This is a genomic window from Gelidibacter maritimus (assembly GCF_014062315.1).
GTDB lineage: Bacteria > Bacteroidota > Bacteroidia > Flavobacteriales > Flavobacteriaceae > Gelidibacter > Gelidibacter maritimus.
On record NZ_JACGLT010000003.1, the window covers coordinates 44737 to 69034 of the forward strand.

Below are 24298 nucleotides of genomic sequence, written 5' to 3' on the forward strand. Positions count from 1 at the left end.
TAAGTTTATTGTTAAAAAGGTATGTGAAGGTTATGGAGTAAGTGAAAAAAAAGGATAATTATTTTGAGACCTTTTCTAAGTCTCCGTAACGCCTTAGTCATATGTCTTTCTACGGTTTTTATCGAGATATTTAATTCTTCAGCAATTTCCGAATATTTAAGGCCATCTTTTTTTGCGAGTAAGAACACGTTCTTGCACTTCTCAGGTAATTTGTTTACTTCAGAAAGCACTAAGTTGATTTGCATATCTAATTCGTAATTGGTGAAATCTACTATTTCATGAATGGCATTTTGTTTTAATTGCTCTAAGAGTTGAAGTTCTTTTTTGTCTTTTCTTTGTAAATCTATGTAGAGGTTATAGCCAATTTTAAATATATATTTCTTTAAGGAAGAATTAATAGATAGCGATTCCCTTTTATTCCATATTTTGATGAAGACTTGTTGCGATAATTCTTTTGAAATCTCTACACTACCAGAAATGGATGTGAGATAAGCCCTTAACTCGGAGTAGTAAAGAGTGTAGAGGTGTTTGTATGAAGTTTCATTACCTTTTCTTAAGCCTTCAATAAGTGTTTTTTCACAATTGTTATCCATTTAGATTACTTAATTCGATTTAATTTGAATGAGAAAAATAAATAAATTGTAATTTATATTTACTTTAAAACTATAATTCCATTTGACTTTTTCGTCTTAAAATCCTAAAAATTAATGTCTTAATGGATTGTTTAATTCATTTAGGTTCAGATAGCATTCTTTACAATATATAGATATTGGTAAAGAGTTAAACAGCCACTGTCTAAATGTATAATAATTATCTTGATTTTGAATAATATTATAAGAAAGAGTAGATTTTCGTAAGTAAAACATATAGTTTTGGGATTAGTATAGGTAATGCTCTGTCTTTAATAAATCCTCCTTTCGACAGAAAACTCCAAAAAATTAAAAGAGCCCTAATTTTCATCAGAGCTCTCTTCAATTAAGTACTAAAATCCCTTGAAGTACGTAATAAATATATATTATGCTGAAACAGCTAACTTATTTTTCTTGTAATCGCTTGGCGTACAGTCAAAACGTTCCTTGAATATTTTTGAGAAATAGCTTCGGCTTGTAAATCCAACAGTATAAACAATTTCTGAAATATTCAAATCAGTATTGATGATCAGGTCCTCTGATTTGGTCAAGCGTACGGATCGGATGTATTCACAAACTGTCAATCCGTGTTGGAATTTAAAGCCTTCCTGCAACTTGGCAGCCGACAGACCAACTTTGTCACTCAAATTTTCTACCTTATGGTCAAGATCTGGATACTCATTGATGTATTCGGTTAATTTTGCAATGCCATTCAATTCCATTTTGGTTAAGGAGGTAGGCTCCATTTCCAAACCTTCAATATCATTATTATGGTGCTCTATTTCAAGCGCCAAAATGACGTTAACTATACCTTTGGTCAACAATTGCCTTACCAGGCCTTCCTGCTTGATGCTTTGAAGTTGTTTGATGCTTTCGGCTATTTTAAGGTTGTAAGAACCAATGTATAAATAGTCCTCCTTTTTATTTTCTATAAAGGCTTCCTTTAAACTGTTACTCCATTGGGAGTTTTTACTTTCGGCTGTGTTGACAGAAATTAAAGTCGCCACAGTTTGTACATCCTTCTCAATAAAAACAACATTATGGCCGGATATGATATTGGCAACAATGCTGGTTTGAAAAGCGTCAATATTCTTGATTTGATCTGGGTTGCTTTCTCTATCAGCATCTTTATGGAAAGCATGGGAAAGTTTTCCTTTTGAGCAATACATAAAGTTGACATGAGTGGCGAGAAGCGCTTCAATGGAAATTTCTATAGTCTCACTGGCAAGAATATCAAATTCAAGTACAGAAAGTCCATCTTCTAAAATAATGGAACGAATGCTACCGTTTGCCAGCTCATTTTTAATTTCAAGTTTACATTCTGTCGTACTTTTTGCTAACGTACCACCAATCTCACTTTGAAGTGTGTCGAAAAAAGAATAAAAATCGTTTACTTTGGATGCAATTGTTATCATGGCGTGTTATTTTTATGGTTAATTAATGTTGATTGGTTCGGATCTATTTTTGACCCTTTATTGTTTTTAATACCCTAATACGGGCATTGGTTGCAGAAAAAATGTTCTTTGGAAAAACTCTTGCGACTTTAGCATATTGTCTTTCTGACGATGTTAGATTGGTTTTCATAACTTTTAGTTTTTATTGATTTTATATCTTAATTTTTAACGTTTCTCCAACATTCCAGCGACTCCTAAAAGAGCAGCGGTCAATAGTAAAAAATGAACTGGAGTTTTAAGACCATACACAAAGTAGCTTACTGCCCATATAATGACTACGAGAACTGATACCGTGTAAAAAATCGTCTTCATACTAAAATCGGCTTCTTTCTTTATCTTCCTATTCATCTGCAATACAAAGATGCGCCAATACACTGCCTTTTTTCTTACAGCATTTTCCGAATTGATTATAGAATTCCCATAAACGCATAAAAAAACACCTTATTTGGGCAAAATAAGGTGTCAGATTGAAGCAACTAAAAAGTGATTAGCTGGTAATTGGAAGATACACAATAAATGTAGAGCCTTGATTAGGGTAACCTTCCGCAGTGATATAGCCGTTATGGTTTTCAACTATTTTCTTGCAAATAGAAAGTCCGATGCCAGTACCGGAGTATTCGTTTTTGTTATGCAATCTGCTAAAGAGCGTGAAAATTTGCTCGGCGTATTCTTGGTCAAACCCAATGCCATTATCCTTAATAGTAATTGTATGATAGCGACTGTGCTTTGAATATTTCAGATTTGGCACTTCGCTTGCGTGAGTTTCCGAATATCTGATGGAGATGACCGGTGCCACATTTTCTCGACGGTATTTTAAAGAATTACTGATCAGGTTTGAGAACAGTTGCTTGATCTGAAATGGGATGACCTTCATGGACGGAATTGAATCTGATGAAATACGCGCTCTTGTGTCCGATATGATTTCAACTAAATCATGTTTTGCGGTTTCTAAAAGGATGTTGATGTTAGAATCCTCAAAAGCTTCTTCCGATTTGTTGGTTCTTGAAAATTGAAGTAAGTCGTCAATTAAAGAACGCATCCGAGCCGAAGATGATTTGATGCGCTTTATATATAGTTTTCCGTTGTCAGTTAAGTTTTCTTGTTCTTTATCTTCCAAACGTGAGATAAAGGTTTGGATCTTACGGAGTGGCTCTTGTAAGTCGTGGCTGGCAACATAATTAAAGGATGCTAACTCTTTATTGTTGCGTTCCAATTCTAGGTTGCGTTCTTCAATCAAACGGTAGTTTTCAATTTCGTCGGTAATATCGGCAGTAGTTCCCAACAGCTTTTTATGACCATCGGAATCTATAAGAACCTTACCATAAGCCTTAAAATGCTTTATGCTGCCACTTTTTTGAATAATGCGATAATGGATGAAAGGTAAGTCTTCGTTTTCCATCATTTTATTGACTTGCTCCGTGAGTTTATCCAAATCTTCAGGATGGGTGAAGGCTATGAAATTTTCAAGGGTAGGTTCAAAAGATTGAGGCTCTTCACCCAACAATCGATAAAGGTTGTCTGAATACTCAAAGGTGTTGTCGTCAATATTCCAAATCCAATTGCCATGTTTGCTTATAATTTCAGATTGTGTGGTCGACTCCTTAAAGGTTTCCAGAAGTTCATTTTTTTCTTTTAGAATCTTTAAGTTCTTACTGATTTGTAAATAGATCAATAAAAGGATTAACAGTGAAAAAATTAAAACATAATAGACCACCATTGGTGCATTTGAAAGGCTCTTTGAACTTCTTTCTTTTTTGGTGCCCAACAGGTCACTTTCATGAGTGGTTATTTCAAGGACTTTAAAACGCACACTGTTCATGTTTTGTCTTCCTTCTTTGAACGCCGAGATAAACTCCGCCGATTCTATTTCATTCTTTTGGGCGAGTTGTAGGGTTTTTTCAAAGATGCGTAAACTGTTATCTATTTTGATTTCTAAATCCGCTATTTTCTCTTCCTGATCAGGATTGCCTTGAGTAAGCGCTTTCAATCGTTGTAAACTAAGGTCAAGCTCTGAGCCACTCACCCATAAAGGTTCTAAAAATGTGGAGTCCTTGGAGATTATGTAGCCGCGTTTGCCACTTTCAGCATCTTTTAAAGCAGACAGTAATTTCTCCAATTCAATGTGCAATTGGTAAGCTTCTTGAACTTCATCAAAGGAATCAGAGAGTTCCTTGATATAGCGATACGCCAAACCTCCCATGACCAAAACAATGAATAAACTCAAACCGAAAATGATTTTTAAGAAGCGTTCAGAATTGTATAAGGATTTGAATTTCATGGTCATACCAAGTTAAGTTTAAGTGGTATTATAAACGTAATAGGAAATTATCTTTGTTCAATCCGCTGGTATGGTATTGCCAGTTCATGGTGACTACGTCGGATAGGATTTTCTTGAGCACCTTAAAATCATTAGGTTTTTTGATGTAGATATTGGCACCACTTACAAAGGTGTCTTCTATATCTTCTTCTGAGGCAGAAGTAGAATATATGGCGATGGCAATATCCTTAAACCTCGGATTGCTTTTAATTTCTGTAAGACATTCCAAGCCGGATTTCATGGGCATGTTCAAATCTAAAAAAAGAATGTTTGGCAATGTTGATTCCGACTGGTTTAGTGCGTTCATCAAATCCACGCCATCTTTATAGATATCTACTTTGGTCTTCATCTTCAATTCGTCAAAGGCCTCCGTAAAAAACAAGCGGTCATCTTCGTCATCATCGGCTAATACCACATAAGTGTAATTTTCTCGCATAGTTTTCAGTATTAGTTCTTATTGTCGCTCAAAGCTCTTCTTTTAGCAATAATTCGTTGAAATGTGGTAGGCGTAATGCCAGTTGTATTCTTAAATTGTGTACTTAAATGGGCTACACTAGAATATTGCAGCCTAAACGCAATTTCCGTTAAAGATAAGTCGGTATTGATCATCAGTGATTTTGCATGTTCAATACGTTGCAGGATGATAAAATTCTCAATAGAAGTATAGGTCACTTCCGAGAATACATTGGACAGATATCCATAGCTATGACCCAATTTTTCTGAGAGATATACCGAACTTTTTACGTTGACGGTATCATCTGTATTTAAGACCATCTCAATGATGGTGTCTTTTATTTTTTGAACTAAAATAACTTTCTGGTTTTCTATTTTTTCTATCCCGTATTCTCTGAGGATAAGGTCAAATGCTTTCAGTTTATCAGATGGTACGTCTTCCAAAAACTCAATCTCGCCAAAATTCAACATCCGATATTTGATACCAAGTTCCTCCAGTTTTTCATCGATGACTCTGGTGCAGATCTGGGTAAAATCAAATTTAATAAAGATTTTCATAACGTACGAAATAGATTACAAAAGTAAACATTATTTTTATACTGTAAACACCATAATTCCTTAGTTAAACACACTGAAAACAAGAAGTTTTAATGGCGGTCCAATTTAAACATTTTTTATATTTTTTAACGGTTTTTGTTGTCTCAAAAACTTAGAAGTTTAAACCTATTCCTATTAAAATACAATATAATACCACTAGTGGGTTCTAATACTCCACAGCTCTTGATTCCGTTGGCAGATATATATCAAACTTGGCGCCTTGGTTTAACTTTCCATTGGCGTGAATAATACCTTCGTGATTTTCAATGATTCTTTTCACGATTGCCAACCCAATTCCCGTGCCTGAATATTCATCTTTACTATGTAAGCGTTGGAACACTTCAAATATCTTTTGGTTGTATTCAGGTTCAAAACCAATGCCATTATCGGTATAGCTGATATGGTAAAAATGAGCATGATCTGAGGGCAGTGCAATGTCCAAGCTTTTTGCTTCAACTTTCTCACAATTAATTTCAATAACTACGGGAAGTTCTGCCTTTGCAAATTTTATGGAATTGCTGATCAAATTATGCATGATTTGTTTAAATTGTACAGGGATCACTTCAATAGCGCATATATTATTGAGTTTGATAGTAACCTGATGCTCTTCCAGTTCTTCGCTTAAGGTTTCTTTCAGTTCTTCAATTACCTCACTGAGGTCTACACTTTCAAAATTTGATTCTTGAACATTGGTTCTTGAATACGAGATCAGATCTTGAATTAAATTTTGCATTCTGTACGCCGACTTCTGCATCCGGTTAAAATGTTTCTTGGCCCGATCAGATAGGATGTCATATTCGGTTTCAAAAATCCGGGAAGAAAAGGTCTGGATTTTTCGTAAGGGTTCCTGCAGGTCATGACTGGAGATATATACAAACGACTGTAATTCTTTATTTATTTTTTCAAGATCAAGGTTCTTTTTTTCCAATTCATTGGTTCGCAATTGGACCATATTTTCCAACTCCGTCGTAAACATTTTTTGCTCTTGGATATCGGTACTTGATCCCACCCACATTTTAATATGGCCATCAGCATCCTTTTGCGGGATTGCCCTGCTCAATTGCCATCGGTACTCGCCATTGTACTTCTTAAATCGGTGTTCTATTAAAAAGTCATTGCCCGTGCTTATGGCGTCGTTCCATTGTTTCATATTCTCTTCCCAATCGTCGGGGTGCACAATCTGTATCCATCCATCCTTAATAATTTGTTCAGGCGTCAATCCGGAATAATCATAAACCGATTGATTAAAATAATTAAGGTTGCCATCAGGATCTGAAGTCCACACATGTTGCGGCATGGAATCGGCCAGAAGCCTAAATTTTTCCTCGCGCTCCAGCAATTGTTGTTGAAAGCTGCGTTCTTCGGTAATATCTCTAACGGTACCCAATAATCTGAGAGGCTCGTTATTATCGTCGTAAAACACTTTGCCTTTGGCGTCTATCCAATGTAACGATTGGTCTTTCCAGATTACCCTTGCCTGGTAGTGAAGTGTCCCTTCTGCAAATGCTTTTTTGAAGGCCTTTTTCCTAACGATATGATCCTCAGGATGGAGGGTGGTAATAATATCTTTATGTGATAGCTGGGCTTTTTCTGGAAAACCTAAGATCTCATAACAGCGTTCAGAAGCGTTAATTTCACCCGATTTCAAATTGGCATCATAAACCCCTAACTCGCTAGCCTCAATGATAAGTTTAAGCTTTTCTTCGTTTTCCTCAATCAGATGCTTGGTCTTAACCATCGCGGTGACCTCCGAAGCCACTACCATGACCCCAATGATGTTGTTGTTTTCTTTTAATGGATGGTAAACAAAATTGTAATAGCCTGTTTCAGTCGTACCGTGTCGGTCAAGTTTGATTGGAAATTCATATCCGTAAAAAGGTCTTCCGGTTTTATAAAGATCGGTAATAATGGGCGACATCACATCCTCTACCTCTGGTAAGACTTCAAAAAGTGGCTTGCCTACAAATTGTGCTTCAGTTTTCTCTATTAACTGTAGATAGTTGTCATTGGCCATTTCAATGACATTCTCTTTACCACTAAAAATAACAATGCCCAAAGGAGCTTGCATTACCATATCGCGGAAACGCTTTTCACTTTCTTCTACTTTCTGTTTGGCTTCATTGAGCTCTGTAACTTCAGCGGCCGTATTCATTACAGCATAGACATTGCCAGAGGCATCAAGTAAGGGTGTGAAACTGTAATTATAATAAAAGGTATTTAGTTTGCCGTTTATAACAATCTCGACCCTTTGATTTTTAGTGTGAAAAGGAATACCGGTACGCAGCACTTTTCTTATCTGATCAAAAATATGTTGGCTGCCAAATTCTGGTAGGATATCGGCGTATAATTTACCGATAACGTCGTTTCCTTTACCCCAAGCATCCATAACCGACTGATTGGCAAGTAGTATTCTCATATCATCCCCGGTGAATACCGCAATTGGAAATGGTGCACTTTCTACTAAAGCCCGCATGTTCTGCTCACTTTCTTCCACTTTCTTTCGCGCCTCTACTTGCGGTGTAACATCAGTACCAATAGCCATAACGCCATTAATATGGCCATCAGTATCGTAAAGTGCCTCGAATGAAAAACTGATATAGATAAGGACTTCTTCGTCATTTTTGGTAAATTTTACTGGCATTTCAGAGGTTGAAAAGCGTTGTCCAGTAGTATATACGCCATCCACAAAATCCTTTATGCCTTGTGATACAAGTTCAGGCAGGGTCTCAAAAACGGGTTTATTCAAGACTTGTTCCTCAGTCCGTCCCCATAGTTGGAGTGCTAATCTATTGGCAATTTCAACCTGGTAATCGGGTTCTCTGAAAATGGCTATGGCCACAGGGGCTTGAAGGATCATTAGCCGAAGACTTCTTTCGCTTTCTTCAATCCTCTTTCTTTCCAGCACTCTATTGGTGACATCCTCTATAGTACCGGTCAGTCTGTAAGCAATTTTCGCTTTATTAAACCATGCACGCCCTCTGGCATGAACAATAATGGGTTTGCCCGAGTCAGGATTTATAAGGCTGTATTCGATATTGTAACTTCCAGAAGAGGATGGCTGTAAGACGTCAGAAATGGCTTCTAATACACGTTCTTTATCTTCTTCTGCAATGACATCTATGGCGTTGGAGAGTTCAATACGCTCTTCTGATGGTAATCCAAACCAATTCTTCAATCGGTTGTTGGCGGTAAAATTTTTGGTGATGGGATTGTAATCAAAAGTGCCCAATTCTGCGGTATCTATGACAAACTCCAATTCATTTTTACTTTCTTTTAAAGCCTCTTCAGCTTTCTTCTTATTAGTGGTCTCAACAATGGTTACCAACACGCCGCCCACAGTGCCATTGCTCATTCTTATAGGGCTGTAGGCAAAATCAAAGTAACAGACTTCTACTTGTCCATTTCGGTTTAATGGCAACATAAAGTCCGAAAAGCCTATTGGTGTTCCTTCCATGACGCCATCAAACATTGGCCTCACGATGTCCCAAATTTCTAAGAAGGTATCTTTTGTGCTAGTGCCTAAAGCCTGTGGATGTTTATTGTCGGCCAAGATAGGACGGTAAGCGTCGTTATAAATTTGAGTATAGTCTTCTCCCCAAGCAATATACATCCCAAAAGGATTGTCGAGCATGACGTTGACCATGGTCTTTAATGTTTCCGGCCAGGTTTCGGGATGGCCCAATGGCGTTTGGCTCCAATCCTTGGCTCTGATGAGTTGACCCATTTCGCCGCCACCTTGCAGAAAGTTATATGATGTGCTGTTGCTATCCATGTATTGATTTAAGGGTGAATTATAAAGTGTTCTCTTGAAGGTGGTTTAACTGTAGTATTGCCAAATAATGCCACTACTTTTTCAATAACGCTTTTTATACTTGCAAACTCCGCGGGTTTTTGAATATAATGATGGGCTCCCATATCGTATAAATTATTGACAACCGTTTGATCAAGAGAAGTAGAGTAAATGACAATGGGGATATGCGATAAGCTGTCTGAAGCTTTGATTTCTGCAATACATTCCATTCCCGATTTTTTTGGCATGTTAAGGTCCATAAATATCAGATTTGGTAGATGATCCGGTGCAGATAGTAGAAATTCCATCAGCTCCACCCCATTGTTCAAGACAGTGAGTTTACAGGCATGATATGTTTCATCAATGGCATCTCTAAAAAATTCGCAGTCGTCTATATCATCATCCGCAAGTAGCAAGTGTAGCTTTGTGTTTTTCATTTTAGTCCCACATGTTGGTTTTAGAACGTTGAGATTTACTATATCAAAAATATGGTTTTTTATTTAGATCTTTTTGACATACCCACCTGAGAAAGTTCGGAAGGACCCGGAGGTTCTTGGTTAAAACTCGTTTAGGTTTGTTAACGGTCAGCTCTACATAAGTATTAAAAACCTTTAAAGTTAATATTAAAATCTGTTCGTATGTAATTCTTTTTGAACATACAATTCGTCCGTTGTCCGATCAACTCACATATTGTCCGTACTACAAAATTCATTATATTAGTGTCTTGTAAATAAACGAATTTTCTATTTTAAAATGGAATTTTTGTTAAAAACCACCTGTTTATGATTGGATATATTGTTCTGGGCGTTATTGTCCTACTTGTTTTTTTAATGGTCTCAGTGTTTAACAACTTTGCCAAGAACCGTAATGTGGTAAAGGATGCCTGGGGTAATATTGATGTGGCTCTTAAGCGCCGCTATGATTTAATCCCGAATCTTGTTGAAACTGTTAAAGGCTATGCCACTCACGAAAAAGAAACCTTAGAAAGCGTCATTCAGGCTCGAAATGTAGCAATGCAAGTGCCCGATGGCGATATTAATGCGCAGATAAAGGCAGAAAATCAATTGCAACAAACCTTGAGAAGTATTTTTGCACTTAGTGAAGCTTACCCCGATTTAAAAGCTAATGCAAGTTTCCTCGATTTGCAGAATAAGCTTAATGAAATTGAAGAAAACCTTGAACGCAGTCGCCGCTATTACAACGGAACGGTACGCGAAAATAATACTTATGGCGAAAGTCTTCCGGGTGCATTGTTTTCTGGAGTGCTTAAGTACCAGCATTTCGACTATTTTGAGGCGGATGCTGCTAGTCGTGAGAATGTAAAGGTGAGTTTTTAGCATTTAAGTAACTATTGAATCCCCTCGGCATTTTTTTACTATGCCAATTTTAAATACGTACTAGTTCTGCGTATTTTAGACCTGTATCAATGAAACAGCTATTATTTTTACTTCTTGCTTTACTGTGCCTGAATTTTGGCTATGCGCAAGATTTTACCGTGGATCATTATAAAGTGGAAATCACCCTTCATGAGGACGGTTATTTTGATGTGATTGAAAATTATGACCTCACTTTTGAAATCCCAAAGCACGGAATTTATAGAGATATCCAAACCAAATATGATCTTTTGACCGAATCTGGTAATCAGGAGATCCGAAAAATTAAGATTAGTGATGTTGATGTGCCTGGGCACAATTTTGAAAAGCCATCCGGATTTGAGCAAAAATTCTCGTCGGCCTACCAAATAAAAATTGGTGACGCCAACAAGACCGTCGTGGGACCGCAACACTATGAAATCAGATACCGAGTTCACAATGCTTTCCTGCATGAATCTGATGGCGTGAAATTCTACTGGAATTTAAAACCCAACAACTGGCGGACCACCTTTAATGCTATAGAATTTAAAATACACCTCCCGTCTTCAATTACACTAAGTTCAGACGATGTGTTTGTGTATTCGGGAGCCTTAGGTGATACGACCGAAACCCAAGACATTGATTTTGTTGTTTCCAACGCTATAGTTGAAGGTAAAAGTCTACCTACTTTTAAGTCCCATCAAGGTCAAAGTGTGACCATCTTAATTAATTTACCACCAAACGCCATTGCCGAAATTAAACCATTCTGGCCGTTTTGGACCGATTACGGATGGGTGTTTGTTTTGGCTGTGTTGCTAGGTGGATTTTACATGACTTGGTTGCGTTACGGTAAGGACGATAAAGTAGTGAGCATTACCAGCTATTTTCCACCGGAAGGGATGGATCCTGCTATGGCTGGGTTTCTGATCAATGATGCCGATGATATTTCTGATTTAATTGCCTTGATCCCCTATTGGGGTTCAAAAGGAATTTTAAGAATAGAAGAGATTCCTAAAAAAGGTTGGTTCTCATCATCTGATACCAAACTGATTGCCTTAAAACCACTGTCCGAGGATGCCACGAGTTATGAAAGAACCATTTTTGATGGATTGTTTGGAACGTCCATTGTTCCAAATGAAACCGAAGTACTCATTAGCAGTCTGAAGAATAAATTCTACACCAAAATGAGCAGTGCACGCAGTTCTTTAAAGAAAGCTGCAAAACCGTACTACGATGGAGGAGCCAAGCGCGTACAGATCATCACTTACGTGGTGCTTGTTTTACTGGTTTTAGGATTGGCGCCATTGCTATTATTTGTTTGGGGTTTTATTGCCATGTTTGCTGTGATCATTCTGATTATGTTCTTACTCTTTATGAATAAATTCATGATAAAAAAGAACGTGAAAGGAAATACAGCCTTCTCCGAATTGAAAGGGTTTAAGCAATTTATAAAAGTGGCTGAACTAAATAAGTTGAGGATGTTGATTGCGGAAGATCCTTCCTATTTTGAAACGACTATGGGCTACGCCTTGGCATTTGGGCTGTTTGATAAATGGGCCAATAAGTTTGATGCCTTAAATGTGCCACCACCACAATGGTATAGTTCAACCTCAACAGTGCCTTTAACCATGAACAGTTTTTCCAATTCTTTTGCTAATACGATGTCTTCGGCAAAATCGACCATGGTCAGTTCGCCAAGCAGCAGTGGGTCTTCGGGAGGCGGTGGTTCGTCCGGAGGTGGATTTGGCGGCGGTGGAGGTGGGAGCTGGTAAGCAGATTGTTATTTGGACGGTGTTACTTATAGGTATAAAAAAACCCCCTGATGGAGGTTTTTTCAATGATCTATTTCAATTTGTGATTATGAAATATCTTCAAGGGTTTTGACGCGGTTAAGCGTTCCTTGTATATCTCTTAATTGCGATTGTAGAACGTTTTGGATTTTTGGAGCTAACGTGTTTTTCTTCATGACATCTTCATATTCATCAACACTTGCTTTTTCTCCGCGAATCACTTCTTCCAACACAGCTTCGTCGTCGTTTCCGGCCACAGAGCTTTTAATGTCAATCCAGGCACGGTGTAAAGATCCGGTAACGCTTCCGCTTTCTTTAGGCGCTTCGCCCAAATCGCGCAATTCTTTATCAATAGCCGTAGCAAAGTTACTACGTTGTACAGCCTGTTGCTTTAGAAAATTTTTCAACGCTGGATTTTCAGCATCCTGCATCGCTTTTTTATAGCCTTTTTCGGCGTCGTAATTCTTTTCAATGATACCTTGTAAAACATTAACGGTATCTTTATGTGATTGTTCTCTAGCTTCTTCTAATGAGGTTTTCATGATTCTATAATTTTTAAGTTCATCTCTAAATTACAATTATCAGATCTAAAATTATCTTAAAGAAATCTTATTTAGCATAGGATTAACGTTGCGAATTAGTTTTCTTAAAGAGTGTTAATGCTGGTCTAATCATGTCACCACAGAAGACTGTTTTGAAGATATTGATCAAATATATTGCCTATCCTATTTTAGGCTGTAGGTCTTTTATACGCTTTTTAGAATTCAGAAACACCGATTGAGTTTTATGAAAATTGTCCAGAATGTGTGTATTACTATGAAGCGATTAGGCATAAAAAAACCTCCAATTTGGAAGTTGTAAAATTTTATGATCTTGGAAAGATTAATTGGCATTAAAGTGCTTTACATCTTGTAGCGTGTTTTTGATCGCTTTTAATTGAGATTGCAACAGATTATGGGTCTGTGGTGCCAATAAGTTGTTTTTTAGAGCATCTTTGTACTCTTTGACTTTAGCTTTCTCACCCCGAATGACCTCTTCAATAATAGTTTCATCAGCATTACTGGCAACACGAGTCTTAATATCAATCCAGGTACGATGTAAGGTTGCTGCCATACTGCCATTTTCTATTGGCGTGTCACCTAAATTCCTAATCTGTTGATCAATTTCGTTCGTAAAGTTACTGCGCTGACGTGCTTGTTGCTGCATAAAGTTTTTTAATTCAGGATCCTGTACATCCATCATCGCTTTTCTGTAGCCTTGTCGCGCATCATAGTTCTTTTCTATAATGGCTTGTAACACGTCAATATTATTTTCGTTTGTTTTCTGTCTAGCTCGTTCTAGGGTTGTTTTCATTGTAAATAATTTTTTGGGTTAACCATAGAACATAAGGATTTATAGCCCTAATTCTCTTAAAAATTTCACATTTGTGAGAGTGTTAACATATGGCATTCTGAATGTTAAGGTTCAATTGTATGGGTTAGTCCACACGATGTGATGTGTTTCACGTATGGAATAATAGAAAAAGGATAGCGTCTGTTCTGCTTCCAATTTTTGATCGAAGGATAGAGAAGGCCTTGGTTATATGTGCTTCTACTGATTTGACGGAGACATTTAAAAACTCAGCAATTTCAATATTTGTTAAGCCTTCCTCTTTACTTAGCAAGAATGTTTTTTTACATTTTGGAGGTAAGTTCTGAATCTCATTTTTTACGATAGTTATTAGTCGCTCCAGATCGTTGTCATCTTCATATTCTACGAAATGACTCAAGGCTTCTATATGAATTTTCTCAAGTGTTAAGACTTTTTTTTTGTTTCCTATAGTGATCGATAAACTCGTTGTAAACGGATCTATAGAGATAACTTTTAAAAGAGAAATCAGTTTTTAGGTTGTGGCGTTTTCTCCAAATGCGCACCAATACATTCTGGACAATATCTTCTGCTTGATCATAATCGCGGGTTAGTCCATAGGCATAAACACAAAGTTGATGATGGTAAGTATCCATCAAAAATGAATAAGCGTGTTCATTCCCATTCCTGAGTGCCTCAACTAAAATAAAATTGTCGGAAAAATCCATTTCCATTGTGGGTTCCACGTGTTTAATATGAAAATTGTCACAATGTATAAAAAAAGTTAAAGAAAAGTTAGGGTTGAGCAAAAGTATAACGTAATAGTTATAAATCGAATAAACTAATGTTGACACCTGTCATAGAAAATATCATCGTAAAATATCTAAACAAGGAAGCCTCTCCATCTGAATTGGAGACTTTGGATTTTTGGTTGAAGGATGAGGCCCATCTGGAAATTTTTAAAAGTTACATTAAAACCAATCATCTTATAGATGCCAATGTTTTGAAATTTGATACCGATACATCCAAAAAGCAGTTGTTAGAATTGATCTCAAAAGAGAAAAAGGTGATTAGATTAAAAACTTTTTATCGAGTTTCAAGCTATGCTGCGGTGTTATTGGTGATGCTTGGCATTGGATATTTATTTAAGGATCAATTGTTTGTTACGAACGGGGAGGGGTCTAATCCACCGATAAATATGGTTAAAAGCACCATAGAAATTGGAACTGATAAAGCTACTTTAACGTTGGAAGACGGTTCTGAGGTTGTGTTAAACAAGAATACTTCCTACAAAACAGCCTATGCCAACAGCGATGGAGAGGCTCTTGTTTACAATGATGATGATGTTGATGATGAGAGCTCTGCCGAACCGGTGTATAATGTATTGACCATTCCGAGAGGCGGGCAATTCTTTATTCAGTTGGCCGACGGCACCAAGGTGTGGCTCAACTCCGAGTCGCAGTTAAAATATCCGGTTGCCTTTGCAAAGGGAAAAACGCGAGAGGTGACCTTGGTTTATGGAGAAGGCTATTTTGAAGTGTCTCCGAGCACCAATCACAACGGCGATGCCTTCATAGTGCAATCGGAAATGCAAACTGTAGAAGTTTTGGGTACGCAATTTAATATCAAGGCTTATAAGGACGAATCGGACATTTACACCACCTTAGTGGAAGGAAAGGTGATGGTAAATGGCGCGCATGACAACACGGTTTTGAAACCAGGGCAGCAATCTATTAATTCTCCGAATTCAAGCATGGTCGTTGTGAATGCCGATGTGAATATGGAAACAGCTTGGCGCCAAGGCCTATTTAGCTTCAAGGAAAAGTCGCTTAAAGACATCATGATAGTCTTATCAAGATGGTATGATGTGGATATTGCGTTTGCCAATAAAGATCTAGAGAAAATTAGATTCAAGGGGGTGTTGAGCAAGGAACAAGAGCTTGAAGATATTTTATCGACCATAAAAAACCTTAAAGTAATTAATGCTTATGAAATCACTAAAGATGCAATCCTTATTAAATAAAAATTAGGGGAATAAAAGCAACTACCGTCCAAAGTACACTGCTTCCTCCCCCTTTAGTAGAAAATGATTAATTAGTAACTAACCAAAATCAAGTAAATTTATGAAAATTAATTTAACTGACGGTTTCCCTAACCTGCGGAAAACGATGCTCCTATCACTTATGAGACTATTTCTCTTATTGTTTTGCACAACCGTGTTTAGCTTTTCATCGGTTGATTTACTATCTCAAAATGCAATCATCCGGTTTGATACAGATAAAGAACTTACTGTAGATCAGGTTTTTGACGAAATCATTGATCAAACGGATTATACTTTTTTATACCAGATTGGGATATTTGATGGCTTACCCAAGGTGAAGGTTAGAAAGGGTAAGATCAAAGCCAACAAGCTTTTGGAAATTAGTCTTCCAGAGGGGTATTTTAGGTTTGGTGATGGAGGTAGAAATGTTATCGTAATTGAGAGAGTAACTCAAGAAGATGATCGTGTTAATGAGATCACTATGCAACAAATTATTAAGGGGAAAGTTACAGATGAAAATGGCGCTCCTCTAAGTGGTGTAAATGTATTGTTAAAAGGTAGTCGTAAGGGAACTATGACTGATATTGATGGTGATTTTGAGTGGACTTTGGGTGTGCAGGATGAAATCATATTAGTGTTTTCTTATATTGGAATGGTTACTAAAGAAGTGCTTATCAAAGACAATACGCAGCTGTCTATCGTAATGAAAGCGAGTACTGAAGAAATGGATGAAGTTGTGATAACAGGTATCTTTGAAAGAAGAGCTGAAAGCTTTACCGGATCCACTACCGTGATTAAAAGAGAGGAACTTATGAAAAGTGGGAATCAGAATTTGCTTCAGAACCTAAAGAATATTGACCCTTCCTTTAGAATTCAGGATAACATAGATTTCGGCTCAAACCCAAACCGTATGCCCGATGTGCAAATTCGGGGTCAACAAGGACTTCCTGATTTCAAAGGGACTTACCAAGGGAATCCAAACCAACCACTTTTTATCTTGGATGGATTTGAAACCGATATTTCTACCGTTTTTGATATGGACATGAACAGAGTGGAGACCGTTGTTTTGCTAAAAGATGCTGCTGCGAAGGCAATCTACGGATCAAGAGCTTCAAATGGAGTAGTTGTTATCGAAACTCATAAACCTAAACCTGGACAACTGAGAGTATCCTACAAAGGTGATTTAAATATTACGGTTCCAGACCTAACTGGATATAATCTTACTAATGCTCAGGAAAAATATATATTAGAGAGAGACATTATGACTCCCGACTATGATTATCATCATGAGTACGCCTACTATTGGGAACAGCACCTTAATAATATACGGGCTGATATTGCTCGAGGAGTGGATACTCACTGGCCTTCAAAACCCCTTCAATTAGGAGTAGGTCATCGTCATTCTGCATATGTTGAAGGCGGTGATGAATATGTGCGTTATGGTGTCGATCTGTTTTATAACGATATTAAAGGTGTTATGAAAAGGTCTGAGCGTAAGACGTTTACTGGTAGTTTTTCTTTTTCTTATCGTTATAAGAATCTTATGTTTAGAAATCTGTTTAGTGTCTCTCTGAATAGAGGTGATGATTCGCCATATGGCTCCTTTTCAGAGTACACACGATTAAATCCTTATTGGAGTCCATATGAAGAAAACGGACAGCTCAAACGGATCTTAGGCGTTGTAGGGGGAGGTGGGCTAATGGAGACCCCGATTGGCAATCCAATGTGGAACGCGCAGATTGGTACAAAGAATTTCAGTGAATACACCGGACTTACCAATAACTTATATATTGAATGGCAGGCGATGGAAGCTCTGAAATTGGTAGGTCGTCTTGGTCTTTCGAGAACTCAGAATACACGTGATGATTTTTATCCTGCATCTCATACCCGGTTTGCAAATTGGGACGAGAATCGTTTTTTCGAAAGGGGCTCTTACGATAAATCTTTAGGAGAGAATTCAAATATCCGTTTTGACTTAAATACACATTATTCACATCGAAAAGGAAAACATCAGCTTTTTGTTAATGCAGGTATAAATGCTCAGCAAAACTCATCGGAAAATGTGGGTTTTTCAGTGATTGGTTTTCCTACCGACCGTCTTGATTTTATTGCCTCAGGCAGAGAGTATCCTTTGAATTCCCGACCTAGCGGAAACGAAAGTATAAGTAGAGAGATTGGGGTGCTTTCGGCTGCAAACTACTCGTATGATAACCGCTATTTGGCTGATTTCTCATATCGAGCTTCTGCATCTTCTATGTTTGGTAAAGAAAATCGCTGGGGACATTTCTGGTCAGCAGGTGCAGGCTGGAATCTACATAATGAAAAATTTATGGAGAATTTTGATTGGTTAAAACAATTTAAGGCTAGAGCCTCAACCGGATACACAGGTTCTCAGAATTTCAACTCTTATCAGTCATTAGCCACTTTTGGATACTATCAGTCCCAAGCATATGACAATTGGGTTGGATCTTATTTGTTCAATCTACCTAATGATGACCTGAGATGGCAGAAGACAATGGATTATAACGTGGGTTTCGATGCCAATTTATGGGGAAGGCTTAGCATCAGTTTTGATTACTATATCCAGAAAACGAAAGATCAGCTGTTGGATCTTACCATTCCTCCTTCAATGGGGTTTCTCACCTATAAAGAAAATTTGGGAAGCACTCAAAATAGAGGTGTGGAGTTGAGAATTAATGGACGTCTGATATCAGACCCTAAGAACGACCGAAATCTAAGTACGTTTTTCTCTATTGCTGGAAACAAAAATAAAATTGACAAAATATCAAATGCCCTAAAAAGTTTTAATGATACCAATGACGATAATTTAACCACTGGAAGTGGTTCAGCTGCCAATAGACCTTTACTCCGTTTTGAAGAAGGGCAGTCTTTGAATGCGATCTGGGCTGTACGTTCTTTGGGCATTGATCCTGCCTCGGGAGAAGAGCTTTTCCTGACTAAAGAGGGAGATATAACTACCGAGTGGAGAGCGCAAGACCAGGTTGTATCTGGAGAATCAATACCCTCTTTCAATGGGAATTTTGGATTGAATGCAGATTTCAAGGGAGCTTTTATTAATATGTCATTCAACTTTCAATTTGGAGGACAAATTTATAACCAAACCCTTGTCGATAGAGTAGAAAATGCCTATTTGCCTCTGAATGTAGATAAAAGAATCTACGATTCTGTATGGAAAAAACCCGGCGACATTGTTGCATTCTCCTATGATAGTAATAAAACCACTAGACCCAGTTCACGTTTTGTACAGGATCTAAACGAATTGAGATTGTCAACTATTAATATAGGCTACGATTTTAAACACTCGTCCTTACTTTCAATACTAAAACTAAAACAACTTAAAACGAGCTTTTATATGAACGATGTTTTCAGGGCTTCCAGCGTTAAAATAGAGAGAGGACTTGATTATCCTTTTGCGCGAACTTACTCAATTTCAATTCAGGCAACCTTTTAATAGAAGATAAATTATGAAAATAAAAAAAATAAAATTTATACTCGGCATATTTGCAATATGCTTGATAAACGCATCGTGTGAAGATGCGTTATCTGTGAGTCCAAAATCTGAGGTTAAATATGATGATTTGTTCAGTAATAAATATGGCTTCAAAGATCAGTTAACCGGAGTATATACATCTTTATGTTCGGAAGATCTTTACGGTGCAAACCTTACGTATGGTATGATGGATGCTTTGGGGCAGCAATATGTTTGGACTCAGGAAACTGGGAAGTATTATTCTTTTAATCGATTTAATTATGATAATATAAACAGTGTATCTGTTATAGAAAATGTGTGGAGCAAGATGTACAATACAATTGCAAACACCAACATCCTTTTAAAAGGACTTGAAGATCACAAAGGAATATTGCTGGAGGAAGAGGAGAGAATATATAAGGCTGAGGCTCTTGCTCTACGTGCATTTTTGCACTTCGATCTGTTACGAATATTTGGAGGGAGCTATGCAACAGGTGCTAATGAAGAGTCAATACCTTATGTGAAAAGTATCTCAAAAGAAGTAACTCCGTTTTCGACAGTATCAGAAACAATTAATTTAATTATTGCTGATCTTCAAGAGGCAGCGTCACTATTAATCAACGATCCTATCAAAGGAGAGGTAGAGAACACCACTTTCTTGGGGAACAGAGAATTTCATTTAAATTATTATGCAGTACGAGCTCTTCTCGCTCGTGCATATCTCTTCAAGAACGATAAATCTAATGCATATCAAAATGCCATGGAGATAATAAATTCTGGGAAATTTCCTTGGGTTGCACGGACAAAAGTAACCACACCTACCAGAGAGACAAGAGACGGCATTTTTGTAACTGAAGGAATTTTTATGCTCAACAATTCAAAGATAGACGAACTTACCGGTAAATATTTGAGGGAGGGACAGTCAGAGGATAAATCTAATCTTCTTGTTATCAAACCCTCTGTTCTAAACGATATTTTTGAAACTGATAGGTATGGGGGCTTTGACTGGAGATATACATACTACTTTGAGACCCAAAAAGAAAACTTCTATGGAAGCACAAAGTTGTGGCAATTCCGCACAATGCCTACTGAATACAAAAACCGTCAACCACTTCTAAGTATCAGTGAAATGTACCTTATTGCAAGTGAATGTGCACCAGCAAAAGAAGAAGCATTAAATTATTTTAATACGCTGAGACAGCATAGGGGTTTTGATTCTGGCTATGATTTACAAATTGAAGTAACAGACAAAGTTTTGCAAAATGAAATCGCCAAAGAGTATCGAAAAGAGTTTGTAGGTGAAGGACAATGGTTTTTCTACTGTAAAAGGACTGATATGGATATTATTCCAAATACGATAGTACCATTTGCCAAAAGCTATTATACACTCCCAATTCCGGATCAAGAAAATGATTATGGTACCAGAAATTAAAAAGATGAATATGAAACAAATTAATAAAATATTTGGTGTGTTGTTATTGTTAATTGCTTTAAGTGGCTGTAACAATAAGTATTTAGAATACGATGAATCTCTTTCTACAGTAAGGTTTATATACAATATTGCAGAACAAGACAGTGTTACATATTCCTTTGCTTTGCATCCAGGTGTAAGTGAAGATGTTATAGATATACCAATTCAATTGATAGGGCTTACCTCTCCAGTGGACCGAGAAGTTGGAGTTGAAATTGACAAAGAAAAGACTACTGCAAAGGAAAATGATAATTTTATTATTGGGCAATCTGTTATTCAGGCAGATTCAATAACAGGAAAACTGAGAGTCAACGTAAAAAAAACATCGAACCTCGAGGATGAGTCTTTGGTAATAGCTTTTAAACTCAGTGAGAACGCGAACTTTGCCTCAAGTCCTATAGATAAATCAACATATAAAATTATACTTACCAGTAAACTCATTGAACCTTCTGACTGGCCCTTCAATGAATATAGCAGAGTAAAGCATGAATTTGTTATTAAGGTTACTGGAAAGGGAACTAATTATAGTGAATGGAATGCTCAAGAATTGATCTATTACATAGGAGAGCTCAACAAAGCTCTATATGAATACAACAAAGAGCATCCTGGAGATTTTCTCACAGATGAAAATGGTCTTTTGGTGACCTTTTAAATTCAAATTAATAATATAAAAACACTCTTATGATGAAAAAAATATTTATTTTTTTATTGAGTGTAGTCATGATAATCGCTATTAACTCCTGCTATAATGATACAGGTAACTATGACTACTCTCAACTTTCTAATGTTACGATTACAGCACAAGATACTGTATATGTTACTCAGTTCAATACTCTAACAGTTCCTGTTGAGATTGATCTTGATGGAATGGCAGAAGACGATTATACTTATAGCTGGAGGCTGTGGTCGAATGAAATAGGAAACAAACTAAAAAAATCTATTTCTGATACAAAAGAGCTCTCTTATGAAGTAGTTGAGGTTCCTGGGTCATATACTTTAGTATTCACGACTACCAACAAACTTACAAACGTGAGTGAATATAAAACTATTGACTTGATGGTGCAGGGAGTGATATCAGAAGGTTGGATGGTTTTACAAGAAAAAGACGGTAAAACGGATTTTGATTTAATAATGTCTCCCTACTTTTCAGAGCGGCATCAAGAAGATATTATTCTTCGCAATCTATACGAATCTGTAAATGGAGAACCTCTTCAGGGACATGGCCTAAAAATTTCGAATTATTTTGCATTGGGCCGTTATCAGTATGTTGTTATACTTACGGATGAAGGTGGGGTTAGGCTCTCAGCTACTACTATGCAGAAAACTTATGATCTTTCTACCTTGATGTTCGACGAAAAGCCTTTGCAACCCGAAAATTATTTCTATTTCGACTACTATTGGTGTCTTGGACGAGGGAATGAGGTTATTATTTCAGATGGAAGATACTACATTAACGAACTTCTAGGAGAAGGCTACACAGAGCCAATACTCAAAGATGGAGAAACTTATCGTGCCTCCAAATGGGGACCAAAGCAATTGTGGACTTTTAAAGGAATGATATACGATGAGTTGAATGGTCGGTTTTTGGGAATACAGAATCCATACCTTACCGCTACTCCTTTACCTGAGGCAGTAGGAAGAAAGTTTGATTGGAACAATATGGGAGCAAAACTACTCTATATGGATACAGGTTTCAAGCATTACGACTATGGTCTAATGGAAGACTGGGACACTCAAGAGCTCTCCCTCTATGTTCTCAATTTTGATGTTAAGAATAATTTTGATGTTGCCATGTACAGTGCAGACAACATTCCTGAGTTGGCTAATGCCAAGTATTATGCGATAGGAGAACGAGGAAACGTGTTCTTCTATGCAACAGATAAGGATATATATCTCTATGATTATGCAGGTAGCAACACAGGCAATAAGGCTCATAGCGTCCCAATTGATGAAAGAATAACAAATATGAAGATTTTCAAACCATTGGTAGATAGATATATTACAAGTCATCCCTACGACAACAAAATACTGATACTTTCTACACATAATGATAATACTGGAGAAGGTAAGATATATATGTATAAATTCAATGAAAGTGTGGGGACCATTGAAAAAGAATCGGAAAAGGTATTCGACGGATTTGGAAGAATTTTAGATATGGATTATAATTATGCAAAATATGGCTCATAAAGTATCAATAATAAACTTGATTGCATTGATTGGTATGTTGCTATTGCTCACTGCATCCTGTAAGAAATCGCGCTTTCAAGACGGATTGAACAAAAACACTGATATCATACTCAATATTAATATGGGACAGCATGGGAGTAGCAGGTCGGTAAGTGTTTTTTTTAAGGATTCATCTTATAGGGTGTCACTGGATAGTCAGGGAATAGCTAAGTTAAATATATCTGGAGTCTCTGGCTCTGGATATGCATCTATATATGGACCGCGAGAAATTCGCTCTACATATCTTGAACCAGGAAAAGAGCTTAGTCTTTATAGAGATGAAAATGGCGAATATAGCTTTACAGGAGACATGGCAAAAATAAATAACTATCTTAATAATTACATACCACGTTTAAATGTAGATTATAAAATGCAGGAAGAAAAGTTTTTAAATCAATGGGGAAAGCTCTCAGGCTTGTTAAAAATGCATTTTGATACACTCTCTTTACCAGACAATTTTATAAAGATTGAAAAGAGGAGAATGGATTTCATAGTCAACAATATGTTGCTCGATTATTCACTTTATTATTCAAGATACCATGGAATAGACCACTCCCCTAGTGATGATTATTATAATACTTTAGTAGAAAAAATGCAAGAAGATTCAACACTGAGTGAACTTTTCGAGTACAGGCAATCTTTCAAAAAATGGGTTCAAATGCTTGCAAACAGAAACAGTCTTGACAACAAGCCTATTAGCAAGTTGAGGAGCCAACTAACTTATGTAGATGATAACATTGAAGGAGCACGTTTGGCAGAGTATCTTACACACTCTTTCATATTTTATTATGTTAGAGATAATGGTATAGCAGGTATCGATGAGATGCTCCCTTTTTATAACTTAAAGGTTGAGGATCGGAGTAAAATAAGCGAATTCCAAAAGATGTATAATGAGTATTCAAAACTAGAGAAAGGAAATCCTGCTCCTGATTTTAAATTTACTAGTATCGATGGCAATAGTTTTCAACTTTCAGATTTTTATGGAAAATATCTTTATATTGATGTATGGGCTACTTGGTGCGTTCCTTGTTTAAAGGAATATCCTGTACTAAAAAAATTAGAGGAACAGTTCGAAGGAAGAAAAATTAATTTTGTGAGTGTTTCCATAGATGAGAATATGAATGATTGGAGAGAGAAGGTAGAGAAAGAAAATATGAAAGGTTTTGTTTTACATATTGGGAATGATACTACATTTCGTAAGAATTATATGATAGACTTAATACCTCGTTTTATCCTTATCGATCCTCAGGGTAATATTATAGATTCAAAAATGACTCGCCCATCAAATTTAAAGACTTCTCAAAGCTTGAGTAAGTTGCCTGGAATCTGAAAAGTCAA

The 24298-nt window shown here is 36.9% G+C and carries 21 protein-coding genes; 8 read left to right on the plus strand and 13 right to left on the minus strand.

Annotated features, from left to right (window positions below; translation table 11 throughout):
- Nucleotides 1-11: 11 nt before the first annotated feature.
- The 9 genes from H3Z82_RS04750 to H3Z82_RS04785 all read right to left on the minus strand — a co-directional run bounded on the left by H3Z82_RS04750 (nucleotide 12) and on the right by H3Z82_RS04785 (nucleotide 9677).
- Nucleotides 12-593, minus strand: coding sequence for an RNA polymerase sigma factor (locus H3Z82_RS04750; protein ID WP_182203101.1), 582 nt, complete (start codon nucleotides 591-593; stop codon nucleotides 12-14).
- Nucleotides 594-1015: 422 nt separating this feature from the next.
- Nucleotides 1016-2044 carry an AraC family transcriptional regulator gene (locus H3Z82_RS04755; RefSeq protein ID WP_182203103.1) on the minus strand — a complete coding sequence of 343 codons (1029 nt, stop codon included), beginning with the start codon at nucleotides 2042-2044 and terminating at the stop codon, nucleotides 1016-1018.
- A gap of 43 nt (nucleotides 2045-2087) precedes the next feature.
- Complete coding sequence (locus tag H3Z82_RS19725; protein ID WP_262890681.1) at nucleotides 2088-2213, minus strand: hypothetical protein; 126 nt, start codon at nucleotides 2211-2213, stop codon at nucleotides 2088-2090.
- A 35-nt stretch (nucleotides 2214-2248) separates the two neighbouring features.
- A complete protein-coding gene (locus H3Z82_RS04760) occupies nucleotides 2249-2395 on the minus strand; it encodes a DUF5670 family protein (RefSeq protein WP_182203105.1) in 147 nt (48 codons plus the stop codon).
- Nucleotides 2396-2570: 175 nt separating this feature from the next.
- Complete coding sequence (locus tag H3Z82_RS04765) at nucleotides 2571-4367, minus strand: CHASE3 domain-containing protein (RefSeq protein WP_235982372.1); 1797 nt, start codon at nucleotides 4365-4367, stop codon at nucleotides 2571-2573.
- Between the two features lie 22 nt (nucleotides 4368-4389).
- Nucleotides 4390-4836, minus strand: a complete 447-nt coding sequence (locus H3Z82_RS04770) for a response regulator (protein ID WP_182203107.1) — start codon at nucleotides 4834-4836, stop codon at nucleotides 4390-4392.
- Between the two features lie 11 nt (nucleotides 4837-4847).
- Complete coding sequence (locus H3Z82_RS04775; protein ID WP_182203109.1) at nucleotides 4848-5411, minus strand: helix-turn-helix domain-containing protein; 564 nt, start codon at nucleotides 5409-5411, stop codon at nucleotides 4848-4850.
- A gap of 205 nt (nucleotides 5412-5616) precedes the next feature.
- Nucleotides 5617-9222 carry a PAS domain-containing sensor histidine kinase gene (locus H3Z82_RS04780; RefSeq protein ID WP_182203110.1) on the minus strand — a complete coding sequence of 1202 codons (3606 nt, stop codon included), beginning with the start codon at nucleotides 9220-9222 and terminating at the stop codon, nucleotides 5617-5619.
- Nucleotides 9223-9230: 8 nt separating this feature from the next.
- Nucleotides 9231-9677, minus strand: coding sequence for a response regulator (locus tag H3Z82_RS04785; RefSeq protein WP_182203112.1), 447 nt, complete (start codon nucleotides 9675-9677; stop codon nucleotides 9231-9233).
- Nucleotides 9678-10022: 345 nt separating this feature from the next.
- Here H3Z82_RS04785 and H3Z82_RS04790 point away from each other — a divergent pair, with 345 nt between their 5' ends.
- Together H3Z82_RS04790 and H3Z82_RS04795 are read left to right on the plus strand one after the other, a co-directional pair.
- Entirely contained in the window at nucleotides 10023-10577 is a 555-nt protein-coding gene (locus tag H3Z82_RS04790) for a LemA family protein (protein ID WP_182203114.1), read from the plus strand.
- An 89-nt stretch (nucleotides 10578-10666) separates the two neighbouring features.
- Nucleotides 10667-12364 (plus strand): DUF2207 domain-containing protein, encoded by a 1698-nt coding sequence (locus tag H3Z82_RS04795; RefSeq protein ID WP_182203116.1) that lies wholly within the window; start codon nucleotides 10667-10669, stop codon nucleotides 12362-12364.
- A gap of 86 nt (nucleotides 12365-12450) precedes the next feature.
- Here H3Z82_RS04795 and H3Z82_RS04800 read toward each other — a convergent pair whose 3' ends face one another.
- From H3Z82_RS04800 to H3Z82_RS19610, 4 genes are all read right to left on the minus strand, one after another.
- The gene (locus H3Z82_RS04800) at nucleotides 12451-12924 is read right to left on the minus strand and encodes a ferritin-like domain-containing protein (RefSeq protein WP_182203118.1); all 474 of its coding nucleotides are present in this window, start codon (nucleotides 12922-12924) and stop codon (nucleotides 12451-12453) included.
- A gap of 340 nt (nucleotides 12925-13264) precedes the next feature.
- Nucleotides 13265-13735, minus strand: a complete 471-nt coding sequence (locus H3Z82_RS04805; RefSeq protein WP_182203121.1) for a ferritin-like domain-containing protein — start codon at nucleotides 13733-13735, stop codon at nucleotides 13265-13267.
- 148 nt (nucleotides 13736-13883) lie between these two features.
- Nucleotides 13884-14150, minus strand: coding sequence for a sigma factor-like helix-turn-helix DNA-binding protein (locus tag H3Z82_RS19605; RefSeq protein ID WP_235982373.1), 267 nt, complete (start codon nucleotides 14148-14150; stop codon nucleotides 13884-13886).
- 19 nt (nucleotides 14151-14169) lie between these two features.
- A complete protein-coding gene (locus tag H3Z82_RS19610) occupies nucleotides 14170-14463 on the minus strand; it encodes an RNA polymerase sigma factor (RefSeq protein ID WP_317172429.1) in 294 nt (97 codons plus the stop codon).
- A gap of 110 nt (nucleotides 14464-14573) precedes the next feature.
- Between H3Z82_RS19610 and H3Z82_RS04815 the strand changes: the two genes are divergently transcribed.
- From H3Z82_RS04815 to H3Z82_RS04840, 6 genes are all read left to right on the plus strand, one after another.
- Entirely contained in the window at nucleotides 14574-15752 is a 1179-nt protein-coding gene (locus H3Z82_RS04815) for a FecR family protein (protein ID WP_182203123.1), read from the plus strand.
- A 100-nt stretch (nucleotides 15753-15852) separates the two neighbouring features.
- The gene (locus tag H3Z82_RS04820; RefSeq protein WP_220459131.1) at nucleotides 15853-19242 is read left to right on the plus strand and encodes a SusC/RagA family TonB-linked outer membrane protein; all 3390 of its coding nucleotides are present in this window, start codon (nucleotides 15853-15855) and stop codon (nucleotides 19240-19242) included.
- Nucleotides 19243-19255: 13 nt separating this feature from the next.
- Nucleotides 19256-20692, plus strand: coding sequence for a RagB/SusD family nutrient uptake outer membrane protein (locus H3Z82_RS04825; protein ID WP_182203125.1), 1437 nt, complete (start codon nucleotides 19256-19258; stop codon nucleotides 20690-20692).
- 10 nt (nucleotides 20693-20702) lie between these two features.
- Nucleotides 20703-21383 carry a DUF4843 domain-containing protein gene (locus tag H3Z82_RS04830; RefSeq protein ID WP_182203127.1) on the plus strand — a complete coding sequence of 227 codons (681 nt, stop codon included), beginning with the start codon at nucleotides 20703-20705 and terminating at the stop codon, nucleotides 21381-21383.
- Nucleotides 21384-21412: 29 nt separating this feature from the next.
- The gene (locus H3Z82_RS04835; RefSeq protein ID WP_182203129.1) at nucleotides 21413-22921 is read left to right on the plus strand and encodes a PKD-like family lipoprotein; all 1509 of its coding nucleotides are present in this window, start codon (nucleotides 21413-21415) and stop codon (nucleotides 22919-22921) included.
- Nucleotides 22911-24290, plus strand: coding sequence for a TlpA family protein disulfide reductase (locus tag H3Z82_RS04840; protein ID WP_182203131.1), 1380 nt, complete (start codon nucleotides 22911-22913; stop codon nucleotides 24288-24290). The genes H3Z82_RS04835 and H3Z82_RS04840 overlap by 11 nt, the downstream gene beginning before the upstream one ends.
- The last annotated feature ends 8 nt before the right edge of the window (nucleotides 24291-24298 follow it).

What these genes read in the sequence shown, in the direction of transcription:
- H3Z82_RS04750 (WP_182203101.1), bottom strand. Translation starts at nt 593, where the DNA reads ATGGATAACAATTGTGAAAAAACACTTATTGAAGGCTTAAGAAAAGGT.
- H3Z82_RS04755 (WP_182203103.1), bottom strand. Translation starts at nt 2,044, where the DNA reads ATGATAACAATTGCATCCAAAGTAAACGATTTTTATTCTTTTTTCGAC.
- H3Z82_RS19725 (WP_262890681.1), bottom strand. Translation starts at nt 2,213, where the DNA reads ATGAAAACCAATCTAACATCGTCAGAAAGACAATATGCTAAAGTCGCA.
- H3Z82_RS04760 (WP_182203105.1), bottom strand. Translation starts at nt 2,395, where the DNA reads ATGAAGACGATTTTTTACACGGTATCAGTTCTCGTAGTCATTATATGG.
- H3Z82_RS04765 (WP_235982372.1), bottom strand. Translation starts at nt 4,367, where the DNA reads ATGACCATGAAATTCAAATCCTTATACAATTCTGAACGCTTCTTAAAA.
- H3Z82_RS04770 (WP_182203107.1), bottom strand. Translation starts at nt 4,836, where the DNA reads ATGCGAGAAAATTACACTTATGTGGTATTAGCCGATGATGACGAAGAT.
- H3Z82_RS04775 (WP_182203109.1), bottom strand. Translation starts at nt 5,411, where the DNA reads ATGAAAATCTTTATTAAATTTGATTTTACCCAGATCTGCACCAGAGTC.
- H3Z82_RS04780 (WP_182203110.1), bottom strand. Translation starts at nt 9,222, where the DNA reads ATGGATAGCAACAGCACATCATATAACTTTCTGCAAGGTGGCGGCGAA.
- H3Z82_RS04785 (WP_182203112.1), bottom strand. Translation starts at nt 9,677, where the DNA reads ATGAAAAACACAAAGCTACACTTGCTACTTGCGGATGATGATATAGAC.
- H3Z82_RS04790 (WP_182203114.1), top strand. Translation starts at nt 10,023, where the DNA reads ATGATTGGATATATTGTTCTGGGCGTTATTGTCCTACTTGTTTTTTTA.
- H3Z82_RS04795 (WP_182203116.1), top strand. Translation starts at nt 10,667, where the DNA reads ATGAAACAGCTATTATTTTTACTTCTTGCTTTACTGTGCCTGAATTTT.
- H3Z82_RS04800 (WP_182203118.1), bottom strand. Translation starts at nt 12,924, where the DNA reads ATGAAAACCTCATTAGAAGAAGCTAGAGAACAATCACATAAAGATACC.
- H3Z82_RS04805 (WP_182203121.1), bottom strand. Translation starts at nt 13,735, where the DNA reads ATGAAAACAACCCTAGAACGAGCTAGACAGAAAACAAACGAAAATAAT.
- H3Z82_RS19610 (WP_317172429.1), bottom strand. Translation starts at nt 14,463, where the DNA reads ATGGAAATGGATTTTTCCGACAATTTTATTTTAGTTGAGGCACTCAGG.
- H3Z82_RS04815 (WP_182203123.1), top strand. Translation starts at nt 14,574, where the DNA reads ATGTTGACACCTGTCATAGAAAATATCATCGTAAAATATCTAAACAAG.
- H3Z82_RS04820 (WP_220459131.1), top strand. Translation starts at nt 15,853, where the DNA reads ATGAAAATTAATTTAACTGACGGTTTCCCTAACCTGCGGAAAACGATG.
- H3Z82_RS04825 (WP_182203125.1), top strand. Translation starts at nt 19,256, where the DNA reads ATGAAAATAAAAAAAATAAAATTTATACTCGGCATATTTGCAATATGC.
- H3Z82_RS04830 (WP_182203127.1), top strand. Translation starts at nt 20,703, where the DNA reads ATGAAACAAATTAATAAAATATTTGGTGTGTTGTTATTGTTAATTGCT.
- H3Z82_RS04835 (WP_182203129.1), top strand. Translation starts at nt 21,413, where the DNA reads ATGATGAAAAAAATATTTATTTTTTTATTGAGTGTAGTCATGATAATC.
- H3Z82_RS04840 (WP_182203131.1), top strand. Translation starts at nt 22,911, where the DNA reads ATGGCTCATAAAGTATCAATAATAAACTTGATTGCATTGATTGGTATG.